The organism is Pseudazoarcus pumilus (assembly GCF_002872475.1).
In the GTDB taxonomy this organism is placed as follows: Bacteria; Pseudomonadota; Gammaproteobacteria; order Burkholderiales; family Rhodocyclaceae; genus Pseudazoarcus; species Pseudazoarcus pumilus.
This window is the reverse complement of record NZ_CP025682.1, coordinates 1542135-1561749: the sequence shown is the minus strand read 5'-3', so window position 1 is coordinate 1561749 and position 19615 is coordinate 1542135. Positions and strand designations below refer to the sequence as shown.

The window sequence follows — 19615 nt, the reverse complement described above, 5'->3', positions numbered from 1 at the left end:
CTTCAGCGAACGATGCCGCGCGTGCTCGCGGCAAGGAAACGTTCGAACGGACTCACTTCGGGCACCTCGGCGGCGATCTCGGCCACGCGCGCGCGCGCGTCCTCCAGGCTCAGCCCGGAACGGTAGAGCGCACGGTACGCGCGCTTGACCGCCGCGATCGCATCGGGCGAATAACCGCGCCGGCGCAGCCCCTCGCTGTTGATGCCGTGCGGTTTGGCGGGATTGCCGGCAACCGTGACATAGGGCGGCAGATCCTGCAGCAGCACGGTACCGACGCCGCAGAAGCTGTGCGCGCCGACCCTCACGAACTGATGCACTCCAGTGAAGCCGCCGAGAATCGCCCAGTCACCGACGTGCACGTGGCCGGCCAGCGTCGCGTTGTTGGCGAAGATGGTGTGGTCACCCACCTGACAGTCGTGGGCGACATGCACGTAGGCCATGATCCAGTTGTCGTCGCCCATGCGCGTGGCACCGGCATCCTGTGCCGTGCCGACGTTGAACGAACAGAATTCACGAATGGTATTGCGATCGCCGATCTCGAGCCGCGTCGGTTCGTCATCGTACTTCTTGTCCTGTGGTGCGGCGCCGATGGAACAGAACTGGAAGATCTCGTTGTCGCGTCCGATGCGTGTGCGCCCTTCGATCACGACATGAGGGCCGACACGCGTCCCGTCTCCGATCTCGACGTGTTCGCCGACGAGCGAGTAGGCGCCGATCTCGACGTTCTCGCCCAGTTTCGCGCCCGGATGAACGATTGCGGTGGGATGAATCATCACTTCGTCTTGAGTGCGCACATCAGTTCGGCCTCGGCCGCGACCTGACCGTCGACACGTGCGATGCCCCGATACTTGTAGATGTTGCGCTTGCTCTGCAGGATCTCGACTTCGAACATGAGTTGGTCGCCCGGCACCACCTGACGCTTGAAGCGCACGCCGTCGATGCCCGCGAACAGCACCACCGAGTTCTCGTCGGGCTTCACGCCCATGCTCTTGAACGACAGCAGCGCGGCGACCTGGGCCATCGCCTCGACGATGAGCACGCCCGGCATCACCGGATGGCCGGGAAAGTGGCCGGGGAAGAACGGCTCGTTCATCGTCACATTCTTGAGCGCGACGATGCGCTTGCCCTCTTCCATCTCCAGCACCCGGTCGACCAACAGAAACGGGTAGCGGTGCGGCAGGTATTCGAGAATTTCGTTGATGTCCATGGGATCTCAGGCGTCGGGACGCTCGGTCAGGAGTTGTTCGAGGCGGCGTATTCTATCCGCGAGGCTGTCCAGATGGCGCAGATGCGCGAAATTGCGCACCCAGTCGCCATGCGACTGCAGCGGCAGGCTGGCGGTATACACGCCTGCCTCGCGAATCGACTTGGTGACCAGGGTACCGGCCGAGACGACGACGTCGTCGACGATCTCGAGGTGGCCGATGATGCCCGCCTGACCGCCGATCATGCAGCGCCGCCCAATCGTCGTGCTACCGGCGATGCCTACGCAGCCGGCGATCGCGGTGTGCGCCCCGATGGTCACGTTGTGGGCGATCTGGATCTGGTTGTCCAGCTTGACGTCGTCGCCGATCACGGTGTCGGCCAGCGTGCCTCGATCGATGGTCGTGTTCGCCCCGATCTCGACGTCGTTGCCGACGATCACGCGACCCACCTGGGGAATCTTCACCCAGGACCCGTCGCGCTCGCGCGCGAAACCGAAGCCATCCGCACCGATCACCGCACCGGAGTGCACGATGCAACGCTCGCCCAGCTCGCAGTCGGCGTAGATGGTGACGTTGGCATGCAGCACAGTATCGTCGCCCAGACGCACGCGGTCGTCGATGTGGCAGCCCGGCCCGATCACCACGTTCTCGCCCAGCACGACACCACCGCCGATCGACACGCCCGCCGCGACGCTCGACGTCTCCGGCACCACCGATGCCAGATCGGCGGACGGGGCGACCCCCGCCGGGGGGCGCGGCGCCGGATTGAGCAGCTGCGACACGCGCGCGAAGTACACGTAGGGATCGTCGGCGACAATGCGCGTCAGCGTGGTCGCATCGCGGGCGCGGGCGCCCACGATCACCGCGGCCGCGCGCGTGCTCGCCAGCTGGCCGGCATATCTGGGATTGGCGAGAAAACTGATCGCATCCGCGCCGGCACGCTCGAGCGTGTCGACACGGGAGACGGTCACGGTGGCATCGCCGACGAGTTCGCCGCCAAGACGCTCCACCAGTTCATCGAGACGGAACATCGCGGGCGCGCTCAGCGCCCGTTGGCGAGCGCTTCGATCACCATGTCGGTGATGTCGATATCCGGGCTGGCGAACACCGCTTCCTGCAGGATGATGTCGTAGTCATTGGCCTCGGCGACATCCTTGATCGCGCTGTTGGCCCGGTCGAGCACCATCGCCAGCTCCTCATTGCGACGCTGGTTCAGATCCTCACGGAACTCGCGCTGCTTGCGCTGGAAATCGCGACTCATGTCGTTGAAGGCGCGTTCCTTCTCGCGCCGCTCGGTCTCGCCCATGGTCAGGCTGTTGCGCTCGAGCTCTTCCTGCATGGTCTGCAACTCGCGCGCGATGCGCTGCAGATCCTGGTCGCGCTGCTCGAACTCTTTCTCGAGGCGTTGCTGCGCGCGCACCGCCGGCGCGGCCTCGCGCATCAGGCGATCGGAATCGACGAACCCGATCTTCGACTGCGCAGCGGCGGCGAGCGGCATCGCGCCGAGCAGTACGAGGAAAAGAACGGGAATTGCCTTGAATTTCACTTGGACCTCCGGAATGTCCGATGGCAGCGCGGACTCAGAATACCGAACCGAACTGGAACTGGAAGCGCTGCACGTCGTCGCCCGACTCGGCATTGAGCGGGAAGCCGAAACTGAACTTGAGCGGTCCGAGCGGTGACGACCACGAAAACGCCAGACCGGTACTGTAGCGCATCTGCCCAAAATCGAGGTCTTCGTCCTCGTCCCAGACGTAGCCGGCATCAAAGAACAACGAGGTGCGGAAGGTGCGGTCCTGGCCCGATCCCGGCAGCGGGAAGTAGTACTCGACGTTGCCCACCACCAGGCGCGTACCGCCGATCGGATCGTCGTCGGCCGTTCTCCGCCCCAGAGAACTCTGCTCATAGCCGCGCACAGACCCGATACCCCCGGCATAGAAATTCTTGTAGAACGGAACGGGCTTGCCGCCATAGCCTTTTGCCCAGCCGACATTGGTGTTGAGCATCAAGGCATTGTCACGGCCCAAGGGCAGCCAGTACTGGTACTGGTAATTGAGTTTGTAATACTTTAGCTCGCCCGGCGGGATTGAGCCCTCGAGAGACACTCGCTGATAGGTACCCGAACGCGGGTACAGGACGCTGTCGCGCGAATCGCTGGACCAGCCGAGCGAGGCAATCAGACTATCAACCGTAACCTTGCCAACGCCTGAATCCGACGAGCAACCGAAATCCGTGCAAAAGTCCTTGTACAGATCAGGGCTGTCTTCATAGGTCGTAATCTCTGTACGGTCGACTGCCAAGCCAAAGTTGATTTTATCGTCGAGACCGACCGGGAAGCCAACACGCAAACCACCACCTGTCGACACCGAGCGGTAGCGCGCCACCGACAGCGTGCGCGAAGGATCGTAAGTGCGATGATAGACGTCGTAACCAACGCTGATGCCGTCGACCGTATAATAAGGATCGGTAAACGACAGCGACACCGTCCGCCCTGATTTGGCCGTATTGATACCCAAAGACAATGACTTTCCACTGCCAAACAGGTTGTCCTGCGAAATCGAACCGGACAGCACAAGCTTCTCCGAACTGGAGAAACCGGCGCCCAGCGCCAAGTTCCCGGTCGGACGCTCCTTGACCGTAACATTGACGTCTACCTGATCGGTCGCTCCCGGCACGGCAGGCGTCTGCAGCGACACTTCGTCGAAGTAGCCGAGCCGGTCGATGCGATTGCGCGAACGGCTGATCAACGACGCGTCATACCACGCACCCTCCATCTGAATCATCTCGCGACGCGCGACCGCATCGCGCGTACGCGTGTTGCCACCGATATTGATGCGACGCACATACACACGGCGACCCGGATCGACGAAGATCGTGAAGGACACCTCGCGCTTTTCCTCGTCCACCTCCGGGGCGGCATTGACGTTGGCGAAGGCATAGCCCTCGTTGCCCAGCCGATCGATGATCGCGTCCGTGGTCTCGGTCAGGTTGGCGCGCGAAAACACCTCGCCCGGACGGATGCGCGCGAGCGACAGGTATTCCTCCTCGGGCAGGATCAGGTCACCCGTGAAGCTCACGTCCGAAACCGTGTATTTCTCGCCCTCGGTGATGTTCACCGTGATGTAGATGTCCTTCTTGTCGGGCGTGATCGAGACCTGGGTCGAATCGATGTTGAAATCGAGGTAGCCGCGGTCGAGATAGTGCGAGCGCAGCGCCTCGAGATCGGCCGACAGCTTCTGGCGCGAGTACTGATCATTCTTGGTATACCAGGTCAGCCAGCCCGGCGTGCGAAGGGCGAACAGGTCGAGGAGATCATCCTCGTCGAAGTCATTGGTGCCGACGATGCGGATCTGGCGGATCTTCGCCACCTGCCCTTCGTCGACGGTGAAATTGATGCCGACGCGGTTGCGCTCGAGCGGCGTGAGCGTGGTGACGACCTCGGCGGCGTACTTGCCACGCCCCAGGTACTGGCGCTTGAGTTCCTGTTCGGCCCGCTCGAGCAGCGCGCGATCGAAGGTCCGTGCCTCGGCCAGGCCGATCACACGCAGGCTGTCCTTGAGTACCTTCTCGTCGAATTCGCGCAGGCCGACGAAGGTGATGTCGGCAATGGCCGGGCGCTCGTCGACGATGACGACGATGACGTCGTTCTCGACCTCGATGCGCACATCGCTGAAGAAACCGGTCGCGAAGAGCTCGCGGATCGCGGTGGCCGCCTGTTCCTCGGTGAAGGTGTCGCCGACGCGCACCGGCAGGTAGTTGAAGACGGTACCGGCCTCGGTGCGCTGAATGCCCTCGACCCGTATGTCACGGACTTCGAAGGCTTCGAAGCCGAGAGCCGGGCCGGCAACAAAAAGGGCTGCCACCAGCCCGCTCAGGAGTTTCAATCTCATTCGGCTCTCAACCGGAAATCAGCCGCATGATGTCGTTGTAGAACGCAAACGTCATCAGCATCGCGAGTACCACCAGGCCGGCCTGTTGTCCGATCTGCATGGTGCGCTCGGAAACGGGACTGCCCTTCAAAATCTCCACAACATAATACAGCAAATGCCCGCCATCCAGCACCGGGATCGGGAGCAGGTTGAGCACCCCCAGGCTGATGCTGATCAAGGCCACGAAACCCAGGTAGTGAGCCAATCCCAGGCGTGCGCTCTGCCCTGCGTAATCGGCAATCGTGACCGGCCCGGAGAGATTCTTCCACGACACGTCGCCGGTGAACATGCGCCCGATCATCTTCAGCGTCAGCACACTGGTATCCCAGGTCTTGCCGATCGCCCGCGTGAGCCCCTCTACGGGTCCGTAACGCACGGTCGTGAACATCTGCTCGCGCAGCTCCGGCACGTCCGCCGCGCCGATACCGATGCGTCCGAAGCGCTGCCCGCCCTCCTCGGTCACCTCCGGGACGACGGTCAACTCGAGTTGCGTACCGTCGCGCTCCACGCGCGTGGCCAATGGCTCCCCGGGGCGTTCGCGGATGGTCGCTACGAGAGCGCTCCAGGATGCGATGTCGCGCCCCTCGACCGCCACGATGCGATCGCCCTCGCGCAGCCCGGCGCGATCGGCCGGGCCACCGTCGAGAATGCGCCCGGCGATCGGCGGAATCACCGGCCGCCACGGGCGCAGGCCGATGCGTTCGATCAGGTCGGTGTCGGGGTCGTCGATACTCACCTGGCGGAAATCCAGGGTCCGGATGGTTTCAACCTGTTCCGCGGTACGCACATGTATCTGAGTCTGGCCGCGGTCGAGCACCTCGCGCAGCAGCAGCCAGCGAAGATCCGTCCAGCTGCGCACGCCCTCGCCATCGACCGACAGCACGGTGTCGCCCTCGCGCACGCCGGCCTCGCGCGCCACGCTCTGCTCTGTTTCGGTCAGTGCCAGACGCGGACGCAATTCCTCGGTCCCGGTGGAAAACAAGCCCCAGTACAGAACGATGGCGAGCAGGAAGTTCGCCAGCGGTCCGGCCGACACGATTGCGAAGCGGCGCCACACCGACTGGCGGTTGAACGAACGCGGCAGGTCGCCGGCAGCCACATCGCCTTCGCGTTCGTCGAGCATCTTCACGTAGCCGCCGAGCGGAAAGGCAGCAAGCACCCATTCGGTGCGATCGCGCCCCACCGACCACTTCAGCAGTGGCTGTCCGAAGCCCACCGAGAAACGCAAGACCTTGACCCCGCACCAGCGCGCGACCAGATAGTGGCCCAGTTCGTGGATGAAGATCAGCACGCCGAGCGCGAGGACGAACGGGATGAGGTATTCGAGCAGATTCATTGCGTCTCGCGTTGGCGGATCGACTCGCGCGCGAGCGTGCGCGCGCTTCGATCGGTGTCGAGGATGGCTTGCGCGGATTCGACCGACAGACCGTTGGCGCGTTCCAGCGTCGCGGCAATGACCGCAGCGATCTGCGTGAAACCCAGGCGCCCGGCGAGAAAGGCGGCCACGGCTTCCTCGTTTGCGGCATTGAGCACCGCCGGCGCCGCGCCGCCTTCGCGCAAGGCGTCGTAGGCCAGCGCGAGACACGGAAAGCGCGAAAAATCGGGCTCCTCGAAACTCAGGCGCGCAACCTGACACAGGTCGAGCGAGGTCACGCCGGCCTCGATGCGCTCGGGAAATCCGAGCGCGTGCGCGATCGGCGTACGCATGTCGGGGTTGCCCAGTTGCGCCACCACCGAACCGTCCACGTATTCGACCATGGAGTGGATCACGCTCTGCGGATGCACGACCACGTCGATGCGGTCGACGAGGGCGCCGAACAGCCAGTGCGCCTCGATCACCTCCAGGCCCTTGTTCATCATCGTCGCCGAATCGACCGAGATCTTGCGGCCCATGACCCAGTTCGGATGGGCACAGGCCTGCTCCGGGGTGACGCCCGCGAGCGCCTCCAGCGGCCACTCGCGAAACGGCCCACCGGATGCGGTCAGCACGATGCGTCGCACCCCGGCGCTGTCCGGGCAGCGCGCATAGTCCGCGGGCAGCGCCTGGAAAACCGCGTTGTGTTCGCTGTCGATGGGCAACAGGGAGCCGCCGCCGGCGCGCACCGCGTCCATGAACAAGGCCCCGCCGAGCACCAGCGCCTCCTTGTTGGCGAGCAGTACGCGCTTGCCCGCCCGCGCCGCCGCCAGCGTGGGCAGCAACCCGGCAGCGCCGACGATGGCGGCCATGACGACATCGGCACGCTCATCTGAGGCGACATCGGCCAGCGCGGCTTCGCCCGCCAGCACTTCGGTGCGGCTGCCCGCCTCTCGGAGCCGCTGCTGCAAGTCGCGCGCGTCGTCTTGAGCCGCGACCACGGCGAACTGCGGGGCGAATTGCAGGCATTGCTCGAACAGCCGCCCGATCTGCCGGTGCGCGCTCAGCGCGAACACCGCGAAGCGCTCGGGGTGGCGCGCGACGACATCGAGCGTGGATACGCCGATCGAGCCGGTTGCACCGAGAATGACGAGATTGCGCACAGATTGCGGACTCATGTCAGGAAATCGGAGATCACCACCACCAGACCGATCACCGGCAGGGTGGACGTCAGGCTGTCGATGCGATCGAGCACGCCACCATGGCCCGGCAACAGCGTACCCGAATCCTTGAGCCCTGCCTGCCGCTTGAGCAGCGACTCGAACAGATCGCCGGCGATGCTCAGCAGCGTCAACAGCGTCAGCAGCGCGACCCAGCCCAACAGCGGCAATGTGTGCAAGACACCGTCGTCGAAGGCGTACAAGGCCAGACCCACGAGGATGACCGCGACAACGGCGCCGAGGGCACCCTCGCGCGTCTTGCCGGGACTGATCGACGGTGCGAGCTTGACGCGACCGAAGCGGCGCCCGCAGAAATAGGCGGCGATGTCGGCCACCCACACCAGCCCCATCGCTCCCAGCGGCAGCCACACATCGACTGCGCGCAGATGCACCAGTGCGAGCGCTGCCGGCAGCAGCACCAGCAGGCCGACCCCGGCCGCCGTAGCGCGTCCCGACAGGGTCCATCGGTGGCGCATCCACAGCGGCGCAATCACCAGCCAGAACCCGGCCGCCAGCCCATACAGCCACAACAGGCCATGCGACGGCACGGCATCGACCCAGGCACCGGCTGCGACGCATGCCAACGCGACGAATGCGGCATAACCAATCCCGGCGCCGGCGCGAAAACCGGCCAGAACCGCCCACTCGCGCGCGGCCAGAGCGCACGCGATCGCAACCAGAAGCAGCCAGACGAAGGCCGGCGCGAGAAACAGGGCCACGAGCAGCCCCGCGACGAGCGCCGCGGCGGTGAGGACGCGCTCCTTAAGCATCGCCATCCGGGCGTTCAAACACGCCCGATGCCCGCCCGAGCTGCTCGCTGGTGCGACCGAAACGGCGCTCGCGCCCCCGATAGGAAGCGATGGCGGCGTCGAGCGCCGCTTCGTCGAAATCCGGCCACAAGGTGTCGGTGAAGTACAGCTCGGTATAGGCCAGTTGCCACAGCAGGAAGTTGCTGATGCGCTGCTCGCCGCCGGTGCGGATGAACAGGTCCGGCTCGGGCGCGTAGTTCATCGCCAGTTCGGCGCCGATCTCGTCCTCGCTGAAATCGCTGCGACCCGGATGACGCGCGACGAGGCGATTGACCGCGCCCACGATGTCCCAGCGTCCGCCGTAGTTGGCGGCGATGCTCAGCGTCAGCTTGTCGTTGTCGCGGGTGAGGTTCTCGGCGTCGCGGATGAGCTCGATCAGTCGCGGCTCGAAGCGCGACAGATCGCCGATCACGCGAAAGCGGATGCCGTGCTCGTGCAACCGGCGCACCTCGTTCTGCAGGGCGCGCATGAACAGCTGCATCAGGAAGGAGACTTCGTCGCTGGGGCGGCGCCAGTTCTCGGAACTGAAGGCGAACAGCGTCAGGTGGGTGACGCCGCGCTCCATGCACGCACGGATTACCGCCCTGACCGACTCGACGCCGCGCCGGTGCCCGGCGATGCGAGGCAGGAAGCGGCTGCGCGCCCAGCGGCCATTGCCGTCCATGATGACCGCGATGTGGGCAGGCACGTCGCCGACCTCGGGTACCGCACGGGTGGAACTGGTGAACGTGGCTTTCACCATCGGAGAGCCCCCAGGTGTGCTGCGTTTGAAGACGCCTCGCCCCGGGGGGTCAAATCTGCATCAGCTCGTGTTCTTTCTCGGCGAGCAGCTTGTCGACTTCGGCGACATACTTGTCGGTGAGCTTCTGCACCGCTTCCTGCCCGCGGCGCTCGTCGTCCTCGGAGATTTCCTTGTCCTTGACGGCGTCCTTGAGGTTCTGGTTAGCGTCACGGCGAAGGTTGCGGATTGCGATCTTGGCCGACTCGCCCTCGTTGCGCACGACCTTGATCAGTTCCTTGCGGCGCTCCTCGGTGAGCGCGGGCATCGGCACACGGATCAGGTCGCCCTGGGCGGCCGGGTTGAGTCCCAGATCGCTGTCGCGGATGGCCTTCTCGACCTTTCCGCTCAGGCCTTTCTCCCAAGCCTGGACACCGATCGTACGGGCGTCGATCAGGGTGATGTTGGCAACCTGCGAGACCGGCACCATGCTGCCGTAGTACTCGACCGTCACATGGTCGAGCAGACCGGTGTGCGCTCGTCCGGTGCGCACCTTGGCCAGATCGGCCTTGAGCACCTCGATGGACTTCTGCATCTTCTGCTCGGTGGTCTTGTTCAGATCGGAGATCATCGTCGAATCCTCAGGAATGAACGAGCGTGCCCTCGTCCTCGCCCATCACCACGCGCTTGAGCGCGCCGGGCTTGAAGATCGAGAACACGTTGATCGGCAGTTTCTGGTCACGACACAGCGCGAAGGCGGTCGCGTCGAGTACTTCAAGGTTGCGCCCGATGGCCTCATCGAAGCTGATGCGGTGAAAGCGCTTGGCGTCCGGATCCTTCTTCGGGTCGGCGGTGTAGATGCCGTCGACCTTGGTCGCCTTGAGGACAATCTGCGCGCCCATTTCCGAGCCGCGCAGCGCTGCCGCGGTATCGGTGGTGAAGAACGGGTTGCCGGTACCGGCGGCGAAGATCACGATGCGCCCTTCCTCCAGGTGACGAATGGCGCGGCCGCGAATATAGGGCTCGACCACCTGTTCGATGCGCAGCGCCGACTGCACGCGCGCCGACAGACCGGCGCGCTTGACCGCGTCGGCCAGCGCCATCGCGTTCATGACGGTGGCGAGCATGCCCATGTAGTCGGCCGTCGCACGATCCATGCCGGCAGCCGCGCCCTTCATGCCGCGAAAGATGTTGCCGCCGCCGATGACCACGCCCACCTGAACGCCCAGCGCGATCACCTCGCCGATCTCGCTGACGATGCGCGAGACCACGTCGTCGTTGATGCCGTAGGCGTCGTCGCCCATCAGGGCCTCGCCCGAGAGCTTGAGCATGATGCGCTTGTAGGCGGCGACGGTCATCGGCGCGCCCCTTACTTCTGGGCTGCCGCGGCCTGGGCGGCCACTTCGGCGGCGAAGTCCGAAACCTTCTTCTCGATGCCCTCGCCGACCTGATAGAGCACGAAACGCGCGACCGAAGCCTTGCGCGCCTTGAGCAGTGCCTCGACGCTTTGCTTGTCGTCCTTGACGAAGGGCTGACCCAGCAGCGTGACCTCCTTGAGGAATTTCTGCACCGAGCCTTCGACCATCTTCTCGACGATGTTGGCCGGCTTGCCGGACTCGGCGGCCTTCTCGGCGGCCACGCGGCGCTCGGTCTCGATCAGTTCGGCCGGCACGTCCTCGGCGGTCAGCGCACGCGGCTTGGATGCGGCGATGTGCATGGCCAGATCGCGCCCCAGCTCGTCGTCGGCACCGACCAGATCGACGAGCACGCCGATCTTCGCACCGCCGTGCACATAGGCCGACACCTTGCCCTGCGCCTCGATGCGATCGAAGCGGCGAATGGTGATGTTCTCGCCGATCTTGCCGACCAGCTCGGTACGCACGGCCTCGACCGTCGCGCCGTTCATCTGCAGCGCGGACAGGGCCGCCACATCCGCCGGGTTGGCTTCGGCGACCAGCGCCGCCAGCGAGCCGGCGAGCGCGATGAAATCGTCGTTCTTGGCGACGAAGTCGGTCTCGCAGTTGAGCTCGACCATCGCCGCAAGCTTGCCGTCATCGCTCACATGCACGCCGACGATGCCCTCGGCGGTCACGCGCGAAGCGGCCTTGCTCGCCTTGCTGCCGAGCTTGACGCGCAGGATCTCCTCGGCCTTGGCGATGTCGCCACCGGCTTCGGTCAGCGCCTTTTTGCATTCCATCATCGGCGCGTCCGTCTTCTCGCGCAGTTCCTTCACCATGCTTGCGGTAATCTCCGCCATGCTGACTCCTGAATTTGGGTTCTGTGTTGAATTCCGTGGGGACCGAGAAAGGGCGGCCTGGGCCGCCCTGTCCGCTCAGGCCTCCTCGTCGGAAGCGGCCTCTTCTTCCTCGACTTCGACGAATTCGTCGGAGCCGGCGGCGACGATGTCCTGCAGCGCCGCGCTGCGCCCCTCGAGCACCGCATCGGCGGCACCACGGGCATACAGGCGAATGGCGCGCGACGAATCGTCGTTACCCGGAATCATGTAGTCGATGCCTTCCGGCGAGTGGTTGGTGTCGACCACGGCGACGATGGGAATGCCCAGCTTCTGCGCTTCGGACACGGCAATCTTGTGATAGCCCACGTCGATCACGAACAGTGCGTCGGGCAAACCGTTCATGTCCTTGATACCGCCGATGCTGTTCTGCAGCTTCTCGAGTTCGCGCGAAGCCATCAGGGCCTCTTTCTTGGACAGGCGCGCGGTCGAGCCGTCCTCGATCATCGCTTCCATGTCCTTGAGGCGCTTGATCGACTGGCGGACGGTCTTGAAGTTGGTCAGCATGCCGCCGAGCCAGCGCTCGTCCACGTAGGGCATGCCGGCGCGACTGGCTTCCTCGGCGATGATCTCGCGCGCCTGGCGCTTTGTGCCGACGAACAGGATGGTGCCGCGGTTGGCAGAGAGCTTGCGCACGAAGTTCATCGCTTCGTTGTACTTCACCATCGTCGTCTCGAGGTTGACGATGTGAATCTTGTTGCGCTGGCCGAAGATGTACGGGGCCATGCGCGGGTTCCAGAATCGGGTCTGGTGGCCGAAGTGGACGCCCGCTTCGAGCATCTGGCGCATCGTGACTGCTGACATTGTAGTACTCCGAATCAAAGGGTTTGACCTCCGCCCGCAGGTCATCAATGCGGCCTCTGCACCGGCCTTCGAACTCTCGTCGAAGGGCCGGACCCCATGGGCCTGCCCGCGGGCGTGTGAATTTTGACCGTGAAACACAGTCAAGCCGACGATTATAGCGGTGAACCGCGCCCGTACTCAAGGTTTGCGCAAGCAAGCGTGTGCGCTCGCGGCGACGGCGCAATTGCCCCTGCGGGCCGCTTGCGATAGCCTTGTCAATCGTCCGCCCCGTGTACGCTGCGGGCTTTCCCCCTCTCATTCCAGCAGGCGCCGCTGCCGTCAGCGACGCACGCGACCCCAGTCCATGACCGTCAAGATCAAGACCTCTGAAGAAATCGAGAAGATGCGCATCGCCGGCCGCCTCGGCGCCGAGGTGCTCGACTTCATCACCCCTCACGTCCGGCCGGGTGTCACCACCGGCGAGCTCGACCGCCTGTGCCACGACTACATGGTCGAGGTCCAGGGCACCGTGCCGGCACCGCTCAACTACTGCCCGCCGGGCTACACGCCGTTTCCGAAATCGGTATGCACCTCGGTCAATCACCAGGTGTGTCACGGCATTCCGGGCGACAAGGCGCTGAAGAAGGGCGACATCCTCAACATCGACGTCACCGTCATCAAGGACGGCTACCACGGCGACACCAGCCGCATGTTCATCGTCGGCGGAGAGGCGGCCGGCAGCATTCTCGCGCGGCGTCTGTGTCACGTGACCTTCGAGTGCATGTGGCTGGGCATCGCCGAGATCCGTCCCGGCGCACGCCTGGGCGACATCGGCCATGCCATCCAACGGTACGCCGAACGCAACGGCTTCTCGGTGGTGCGTGAATTCTGCGGCCACGGCATCGGCGCGACTTTCCACGAGGAGCCGCAGATCCTGCATTACGGCCGCCCAGGCACCGGGCTGGAGCTCAAGCCGGGGATGATCTTCACGGTCGAACCGATGATCAACGCCGGCAAGGCGGCCATCTCGGAGCTGGCCGACGGCTGGACCATCGTCACCAAGGATCGAAGCCTGTCGGCGCAGTGGGAACACACGGTCCTGGTGACACCCGAAGGCTACGAGGTTCTCACCGTCTCGGCCGGCTGCCCGGCCGTCCCGGCCATCGTGGATGCCCGCAGCAGCGTGACTTGAAACATGCTCGACACCGCCCTCGCCCGCGAACCGCGCCAATGCGCACTGGCGGCCATCCGAGAGCACCTCGAGCGCGGATGCCGCGTCCTGCGCGATGACTTCGAGGCCGGTTCGTCCTCAGCCGCCTTGCTGCGCGGACGTGCACAGCGCGTCGACGAGGCCGTCGTCGCATTATGTGAGCTGACCGAACTGCCCCTAGAGGCGAGCATCGTCGCGGTCGGCGGCTACGGCCGCGGCGAGCTCTTCCCGCATTCGGATGTCGACCTGATGGTTTTGCTCGAAGCACGGCCGACCGGCGAGCTCGAGGAACGCATCTCAGACTTCGTCGGCGCGCTGTGGGACATCGGGCTGGAGATCGGCATGAGCGTGCGCACCATCGACGAATGCGTCGAGACCGCACAGGACGACATCACGATCCAGACCAACCTGCTCGAGGCGCGGCTGCTGCGCGGTGATGTGGCGCTGTTCGAACGCATGCGCGAACGCTATCAGGCCGGGCTCGATGCGCGCGCCTTCTTCAAGGCCAAGTCGCTCGAACAGCAACAGCGTCACGCGCGCTTCAACGACACGCCCTACGCGCTAGAACCCAACTGCAAGGAAAGCCCCGGCGGGCTGCGCGACCTGCAGATGCTCGGCTGGATCGCCCGCGCCTCGGATCTTGCGATCGACTGGCGGGATCTCGCGCGCAAGCGTCTCATCACCGGCGCCGAAGCACGCGAGTTGCGCAACATCCAGCGCTTTCTGCAGCATGTTCGCATCCGCCTGCACTATCTGGCCGGACGCGCCGAGGACCGCCTGCTGTTCGACTATCAGGAGAGCCTCGCCAAGGCGCTCGGCTTCGAGGCCACCGCTGCCAAGCGCGCTTCCGAAGTGATGATGCAGCGCTACTACGTCACCGCGAAGAAGGTCACGCAGATCAACACCCTGCTGCTGCAGAACTTCGCCAACGTGCTGTTTCCGGAGCAGCGCGGCGAGGCGCGGCCCATCAACGACCGTTTCCAGGCCGTCTCGGACCTGCTCGACGTCGTCGACGACGAAGTCTTCGAGCGCTATCCGCCGGCCCTGCTCGAGGCCTTCCTGCTGATGCAGCAGAACCCCGAACTCAAGGGCATGACGGCGCGCACGCTGCGCCTGCTGTGGAGCAGCCGACGCCTGATCAACGCCAGATTCCGCGCCGACCCCGTCAATCGCTCGCTGTTCCTCGAAATCCTGCAGCAGCCACGCGGCATCGTGCACGAGTTGCGGCGCATGAACCAGTACGGCATTCTCGGCCGCTATCTGCCGGCCTGGCATCGCATCGTCTGCCAGATGCAGCACGACCTGTTCCACGTCTACACGGTCGACCAGCACATCCTGATGGTGGTGCGCAACGTGCGCCAGTTCACGATGGGCAAGCACGCTCACGAATATCCGCTGATGACGCGGCTGATGCTCGGCTTCGAGCGTCACTGGCTGCTCTATATCGCGGCGCTGTTCCACGATATCGCCAAGGGTCGCGGCGGCGATCACTCCAAGCTCGGAATGGCCGATGCCCGGCAGTTCTGCCAGCGTCACGGACTGTCCGACGAGGACACGGATCTCATCGTGTGGCTGGTCGAACAACACCTGACGATGTCGCAGGTGGCGCAGAAGCAGGACACTTCCGACCCGGAGGTGGTGCGCCGCTTCGCCGACACCGTCGGCAGCGAGCGACGGCTGATCGCGCTGTATCTGCTCACCCATGCCGACATCCGTGGTACCAGCCCCAAGGTGTGGAACGGCTGGCGTGGCAAGCTGCTCGAAGACCTGTTCTTCGCCACGCAACGCCTGCTGCGCGGAGCCACACCGCAGCAGGCGCTGGGACTGGACCAGCGCCAGGACGAGGCGCGCTCGCTGCTGCGCTATTACGGCCTGCGCCCGGGCATCGAGGAAGCACTCTGGTCGCGGCTCGAAGCCGTGTATTTCATGCGCAACTCGGCCGAGGACATCGCCTGGCACACGCGACTGCTGTATCACCGGCCGGACAGCGCCGAGCCGGTCGTCAAGGCACGCGTATCGAGCGAATACCAGGGCGTGCAGGTGATGGTGTTCACGCATGACCGCAAGGACTTGTTCGCTCACCTGACGGGGCTGTTCGGCCGGCTGGGCTTCTCCATCCTCGAGGCCAAGGTACAGACTACGCGCCATGGCTATGCGCTCGACAGCTTCGTCCTGCAGGATCCTGTAGGCGATGGCGGCAATTACCGCGACGTGATCACGCTGATCGAGCACGAGATCGAGGCACGCCTGAAGAGCGACGGCCCGCCCGACGGCCCGGGCAGCGGGCGCCTGTCGCGCCACGTGAAGTACTTCCCGGTCACACCGGGGGTGTCCATCCGCCCGGACGACGCCGGCCGTCACCACATCCTGTCGATCACCGCGGCCGACCGCCCTGGCGTCCTCTTCGCGATCGCGGAGATCCTCGCGCGCAATGCGATCACGGTGCATACCGCGAAGGTGACTACGCTGGGCGAGCGCATCGAGGACACCTTCCTGCTCTCCGGCGCGGCCCTGGCCGACGAGCGCAAGACCGTGCGGCTGCAGCGCGAGCTCGAGGACGCGCTGCAGATCTGATCAGTCGCCGATCCAGCGCATGCGCCCCTGCCCGGCCTCGTCCAGACGCGCACGCAGCGCGTGCAGAGCATCCTCATACACCGCCACCGACAACTTCACCGCGGCGCCATGCTCGGCGGCCTCGAGGCGTGCGCCGAGCAACTCGATCTCTCGGCGAAACAGCCCTTCCAGCTCGTACGGAATCTCGCACTCGAGCACCACCCGTGCGCGCAGCGCAATCTTGTGCGCATCGTCGAGCGCGCGCGCGACCGCATCGGTGTAGGCGCGCACCAGGCCGCCGGCCCCCAGCTTGATCCCGCCGAAGTAGCGCACCACGGTGGCGAGCACGCCGTCCAGATCGTGATGGCGCAGCACGCGCAGCATCGGCTGCCCGGCCGTGCCGCCCGGCTCGCCGTCGTCGACCGCCGCCGACTGGCCAGCGGCGAGCAGCGCCCAACACACGTGAGCCGCGCCAGGATGTTCTGCACGCAGCGCCGCCACGCGCGCGAGCGCCGCGTCGCGGTCGGCGACCGGCTCCACGCAGCCGATGAAGCGGCTCTTGCGGATCACCAGTTCGCTGCAGGCGGGCGCCGCCAGCGTATGTGCCATCAGCCCAGATGGTCGCGCGCGAGATACAACGCGGACAGGGTCTTGCCATCGGTGATGTGGCCGTCGCGCACGGCCGCGTCGAGTTCGTCCGCGCTCATCGTGAACACCTCGAGGAACTCGCCCTCGTCGAGGGCGCTGCCGACCTGCTCCAGGCCCCGCGCGACGAAGACCTCGATGCGCTCGTCCGAATAGCCGATGCACGGATGGAAGACCCCCACGTAGCCCCACTCGCGCGCCTCGAAGCCGGTTTCCTCGCGTAATTCGCGCCGTGCACACAGCTCGACGTCCTCGCCCACGTCGATCTTGCCGGCAGGCAGTTCCAGGAACACCCGTTGCAGCGGATAGCGATACTGACGCTCGAAGACGATGCGTCCATCATCGTGCAGCGCAATGACCACCACCGCACCGGGATGGCGGATGTATTCGCGCACCGATTCGGTTCCGTCGGGCAGACTGACGCGATCGCGCCGCACATCGAGGAGCACGCCGCGATACACCTGCTCGGAGTCCAGCATCCGTTCTTCCAGTGTGTCGGGCTTCCCGTCGCCCATCTGCGCCTCCGATGCGGCTTTGCTACCGCACAAATGACGATGCCCGCTGAACGCGGGCATCGTGTCGAATCAGTTGGTGCCGACGGTGAGACTCGAACTCACACGGCTTGCGCCACCACCCCCTCAAGATGGCGTGTCTACCAATTTCACCACGTCGGCACTGAATCGAAGAACGGGCATTATACGGATCCCGGCGCTGCATGCAACCGGGAACCGCTCAATTGGCCTGCGCTGGCGTGTTCTCCTGCGTCGGCACCGGCACATCGCCGGACGCGCCCGGCGCGGCCGGCGGCACTTCGTTTGAAGGGACGACAGGAACATCGCTCTGCAACGACGGCACCGCGCTGTCCATGACGCTCTCCGGTGCCTGCGCGGGCTTGCTCGCCAGATACGCCAGCCCCAGACTGGTGATGAAGAAGGCGGTGGCCAGCACGGCCGTCGTACGACTCAGGAAGTTGGCCGATCCAGACGAGCCAAACACGCTGCCGGCCCCTCCTGCGCCACCGCCACCGCCGCCGCCACCGAACGCGGCACCGGCATCGGCACCCTTGCCATGCTGCATCAGCACCAGACCGACCGTGCAGATACCGACCACTACGTGGATCGTCAGCACGACGGAAAACAGGTAATCACCCATGTATTCGTCACTCCCAGTCAAAAACGTCAAGGCGACGCCGGGGCGGCTGCCCGGCAAATCGCCGCGAATTCTTCCGCGTCCAGCGACGCGCCACCGACCAGCGCCCCGTCCGCGTCCTGCAGATCGAACAGCGCCGCAGCGTTCTCGGCGCGCACGCTCCCGCCGTAGAGGATGCGCACGCGCTCGGGCCGCGCAACGCGCTCGGCCAGCCATGCGCGCACCAGCGCGAGCACCTGCGAAACCTGCGCGGGCGTGGCGACACGGCCCGTGCCGATCGCCCACACCGGCTCGTAGGCGAGCACGATGGAATCGAGCCGCGAAGCCAGCGAGGCGCAATCGAGCGCATCGAGCTGACGGCGCAATACTGCCTCGACCCGATCCGCGTCGCGTTCCTCGGCGGTCTCGCCGATGCAAGCGATCGGCACGATTCCCGCATCGAGGGCTGCGGCCGCCTTGCGGGCGACGGTTGCGTCATCTTCCCCGGCCAGACTGCGCCGCTCCGAATGCCCGACGATGACGTAACGACAGCCGAAATCGCCGAGCATGCCCGCGCTGACCTGGCCGGTGCAGGCGCCGTCGGCGAATTCGCTCACGTCCTGGGCGCCGTACTCGAGGCGAGAACCGGCAACGAGATCGGCAAGCTGCGCCAGATACGGAAACGGCGCACACACGGCAACTTCGACGCCCTCGGGCACACTCCCGCGCAGCGCGCCCACACGTGCACGGTTGTCGGCGAGCCGGCCGTTCATCTTCCAGTTGCCGACAACGAGTTTCGGGTTCATTCGGCGCGCTTCGGGAAATATTCCATTCTACCTTGCCGCCTTTGGCAGCGTAAAGCACGCACCGCGACAAGCGCAAAAAGGGCGGCACCGCGCCGCCCTTCCGCCGCCCTCTCGAACACTCAGCCGAAGCGGCCGGTAATGTAGTCCTCGGTACGCGAATCGAGCGGATTGGTGAACACCTTGTCGGTGGAACCGTACTCGATGAGCTTGCCCAGATACATGAAGGCGGTGTTGTCCGACACGCGCGCGGCCTGCTGCATGGAGTGCGTGACGATGACGATGGAGAACTGCCCGCGCAGATCTCCGATCAGATCCTCGACCTTGGCCGTGGCGATCGGGTCGAGCGCGGAGCATGGCTCGTCCATCAACAGCATTTCCGGCTCGGCGGCAATCGCGCGGGCGATGCACAGACGCTGCTGCTGGCCACCTGAGAGCCCCAGCGCGCTCTCCTGCAGCCGGTCCTTGACCTCGTTCCACAGTGCCGCGCCCTTGAGCGCCCGCTCGCAGGCCTCGTCGAGCATGCTGCGATCGCTGATGCCCTCGACGCGCAACGGAAACACCACGTTCTCGTAGATCGACTTGGGGAACGGATTGGGCTTCTGGAAGACCATGCCCATGCGCTTTCTGAGTGCGATTACGTCGGTACCGGGGGCGTAGATGTCCTGACCATTGACGCGCACCTCACCGCGGATGCGCAGCGTGTCGATCAGATCGTTCATGCGGTTGAGCGAGCGCAGCAGCGTCGACTTGCCGCAGCCGGACGGCCCGATCAGCGCGGTGACCATTCCACGCTGGACCTCCATGTCCACGCCATACAGCGCCTGCACCTCGCCGTACCACAGGTTGAAGTCCTTGATCGTGATGGCCGCGCCCTGCCCCGACTCGGCGACGTGGTAGACCGTCTTCGCGTCATGCGCGGCGCGCTCTTCGGGCGATTCGATGGTGGCGATGTTCATGTTGAT

20 protein-coding genes and 1 tRNA gene are annotated in these 19615 nt (G+C 65.2%); 2 read left to right on the top strand and 19 right to left on the bottom strand.

All coding sequences use genetic code 11. The features are described 5' to 3' along the window. Window positions 1-2 precede the first annotated feature (2 nt). The 13 genes from lpxA to rpsB form a co-directional block, all read right to left on the bottom strand. Window positions 3-773 carry an acyl-ACP--UDP-N-acetylglucosamine O-acyltransferase gene (gene lpxA / locus C0099_RS07500; protein ID WP_199797664.1) on the bottom strand — a complete coding sequence of 257 codons (771 nt, stop codon included), beginning with the start codon at window positions 771-773 and terminating at the stop codon, window positions 3-5. Beyond that, complete coding sequence (fabZ, locus tag C0099_RS07495) at window positions 773-1207, bottom strand: 3-hydroxyacyl-ACP dehydratase FabZ (protein WP_102246857.1); 435 nt, start codon at window positions 1205-1207, stop codon at window positions 773-775. Before fabZ ends, lpxA begins: the two co-directional genes overlap by 1 nt. A 6-nt stretch (window positions 1208-1213) precedes the next feature. After that, complete coding sequence (gene lpxD, locus C0099_RS07490; protein ID WP_102246856.1) at window positions 1214-2236, bottom strand: UDP-3-O-(3-hydroxymyristoyl)glucosamine N-acyltransferase; 1023 nt, start codon at window positions 2234-2236, stop codon at window positions 1214-1216. Between the two features lie 11 nt (window positions 2237-2247). Continuing rightward, a complete protein-coding gene (locus tag C0099_RS07485; protein WP_408634127.1) occupies window positions 2248-2751 on the bottom strand; it encodes an OmpH family outer membrane protein in 504 nt (167 codons plus the stop codon). Window positions 2752-2785: 34 nt separating this feature from the next. Then, window positions 2786-5095 (bottom strand): outer membrane protein assembly factor BamA, encoded by a 2310-nt coding sequence (gene bamA / locus C0099_RS07480; protein WP_102246854.1) that lies wholly within the window; start codon window positions 5093-5095, stop codon window positions 2786-2788. A 7-nt stretch (window positions 5096-5102) separates the two neighbouring features. Beyond that, window positions 5103-6470 carry an RIP metalloprotease RseP gene (rseP, locus tag C0099_RS07475; protein WP_102246853.1) on the bottom strand — a complete coding sequence of 456 codons (1368 nt, stop codon included), beginning with the start codon at window positions 6468-6470 and terminating at the stop codon, window positions 5103-5105. Further along, window positions 6467-7666, bottom strand: a complete 1200-nt coding sequence (gene ispC, locus C0099_RS07470; RefSeq protein ID WP_102246852.1) for a 1-deoxy-D-xylulose-5-phosphate reductoisomerase — start codon at window positions 7664-7666, stop codon at window positions 6467-6469. The genes rseP and ispC overlap by 4 nt, the downstream gene beginning before the upstream one ends. Then, window positions 7663-8484, bottom strand: a complete 822-nt coding sequence (locus C0099_RS07465; RefSeq protein ID WP_332870254.1) for a phosphatidate cytidylyltransferase — start codon at window positions 8482-8484, stop codon at window positions 7663-7665. The genes ispC and C0099_RS07465 overlap by 4 nt, the downstream gene beginning before the upstream one ends. Beyond that, window positions 8471-9259 carry a polyprenyl diphosphate synthase gene (gene uppS, locus C0099_RS07460; protein ID WP_102246851.1) on the bottom strand — a complete coding sequence of 263 codons (789 nt, stop codon included), beginning with the start codon at window positions 9257-9259 and terminating at the stop codon, window positions 8471-8473. Before uppS ends, C0099_RS07465 begins: the two co-directional genes overlap by 14 nt. 49 nt (window positions 9260-9308) lie before the next feature. Then, on the bottom strand, window positions 9309-9866 hold the full coding sequence (gene frr, locus C0099_RS07455; RefSeq protein WP_102246850.1) for a ribosome recycling factor: 558 nt from the start codon (window positions 9864-9866) through the stop codon (window positions 9309-9311). A 10-nt stretch (window positions 9867-9876) separates the two neighbouring features. Then, window positions 9877-10593 (bottom strand): UMP kinase, encoded by a 717-nt coding sequence (pyrH, locus tag C0099_RS07450; protein ID WP_102246849.1) that lies wholly within the window; start codon window positions 10591-10593, stop codon window positions 9877-9879. Window positions 10594-10604: 11 nt separating this feature from the next. Further along, entirely contained in the window at window positions 10605-11492 is an 888-nt protein-coding gene (gene tsf / locus C0099_RS07445) for a translation elongation factor Ts (protein WP_102246848.1), read from the bottom strand. 75 nt (window positions 11493-11567) lie between these two features. Further along, entirely contained in the window at window positions 11568-12332 is a 765-nt protein-coding gene (gene rpsB, locus C0099_RS07440; RefSeq protein WP_102246847.1) for a 30S ribosomal protein S2, read from the bottom strand. A 343-nt stretch (window positions 12333-12675) separates the two neighbouring features. Here rpsB and map point away from each other — a divergent pair, with 343 nt between their 5' ends. Both map and C0099_RS07430 read left to right on the top strand, forming a co-directional pair. Continuing rightward, window positions 12676-13503: a type I methionyl aminopeptidase gene (gene map / locus C0099_RS07435; protein ID WP_102246846.1), complete on the top strand. Its 828-nt coding sequence runs from the start codon at window positions 12676-12678 to the stop codon at window positions 13501-13503. A 3-nt stretch (window positions 13504-13506) separates the two neighbouring features. Beyond that, window positions 13507-16095 (top strand): [protein-PII] uridylyltransferase, encoded by a 2589-nt coding sequence (locus tag C0099_RS07430; RefSeq protein ID WP_102246845.1) that lies wholly within the window; start codon window positions 13507-13509, stop codon window positions 16093-16095. On the opposite strand, the gene C0099_RS07425 is transcribed toward C0099_RS07430, so the two are convergent. The 6 genes from C0099_RS07425 to pstB all read right to left on the bottom strand — a co-directional run bounded on the left by C0099_RS07425 (window position 16096) and on the right by pstB (window position 19609). Next, window positions 16096-16683: an IMPACT family protein gene (locus C0099_RS07425; RefSeq protein ID WP_102246844.1), complete on the bottom strand. Its 588-nt coding sequence runs from the start codon at window positions 16681-16683 to the stop codon at window positions 16096-16098. Further along, window positions 16683-17234, bottom strand: coding sequence for an NUDIX domain-containing protein (locus C0099_RS07420; protein WP_102246843.1), 552 nt, complete (start codon window positions 17232-17234; stop codon window positions 16683-16685). The genes C0099_RS07425 and C0099_RS07420 overlap by 1 nt, the downstream gene beginning before the upstream one ends. Before the next feature lie 74 nt (window positions 17235-17308). Then, window positions 17309-17393, bottom strand: a tRNA-Leu gene (locus C0099_RS07415). A gap of 58 nt (window positions 17394-17451) precedes the next feature. Beyond that, window positions 17452-17871, bottom strand: a complete 420-nt coding sequence (secG, locus tag C0099_RS07410; protein ID WP_102246842.1) for a preprotein translocase subunit SecG — start codon at window positions 17869-17871, stop codon at window positions 17452-17454. Between the two features lie 26 nt (window positions 17872-17897). Next, window positions 17898-18653, bottom strand: coding sequence for a triose-phosphate isomerase (gene tpiA, locus C0099_RS07405; RefSeq protein WP_102246841.1), 756 nt, complete (start codon window positions 18651-18653; stop codon window positions 17898-17900). A gap of 119 nt (window positions 18654-18772) precedes the next feature. Next, window positions 18773-19609 (bottom strand): phosphate ABC transporter ATP-binding protein PstB, encoded by an 837-nt coding sequence (gene pstB / locus C0099_RS07400; protein ID WP_102246840.1) that lies wholly within the window; start codon window positions 19607-19609, stop codon window positions 18773-18775. Window positions 19610-19615 lie beyond the last annotated feature (6 nt).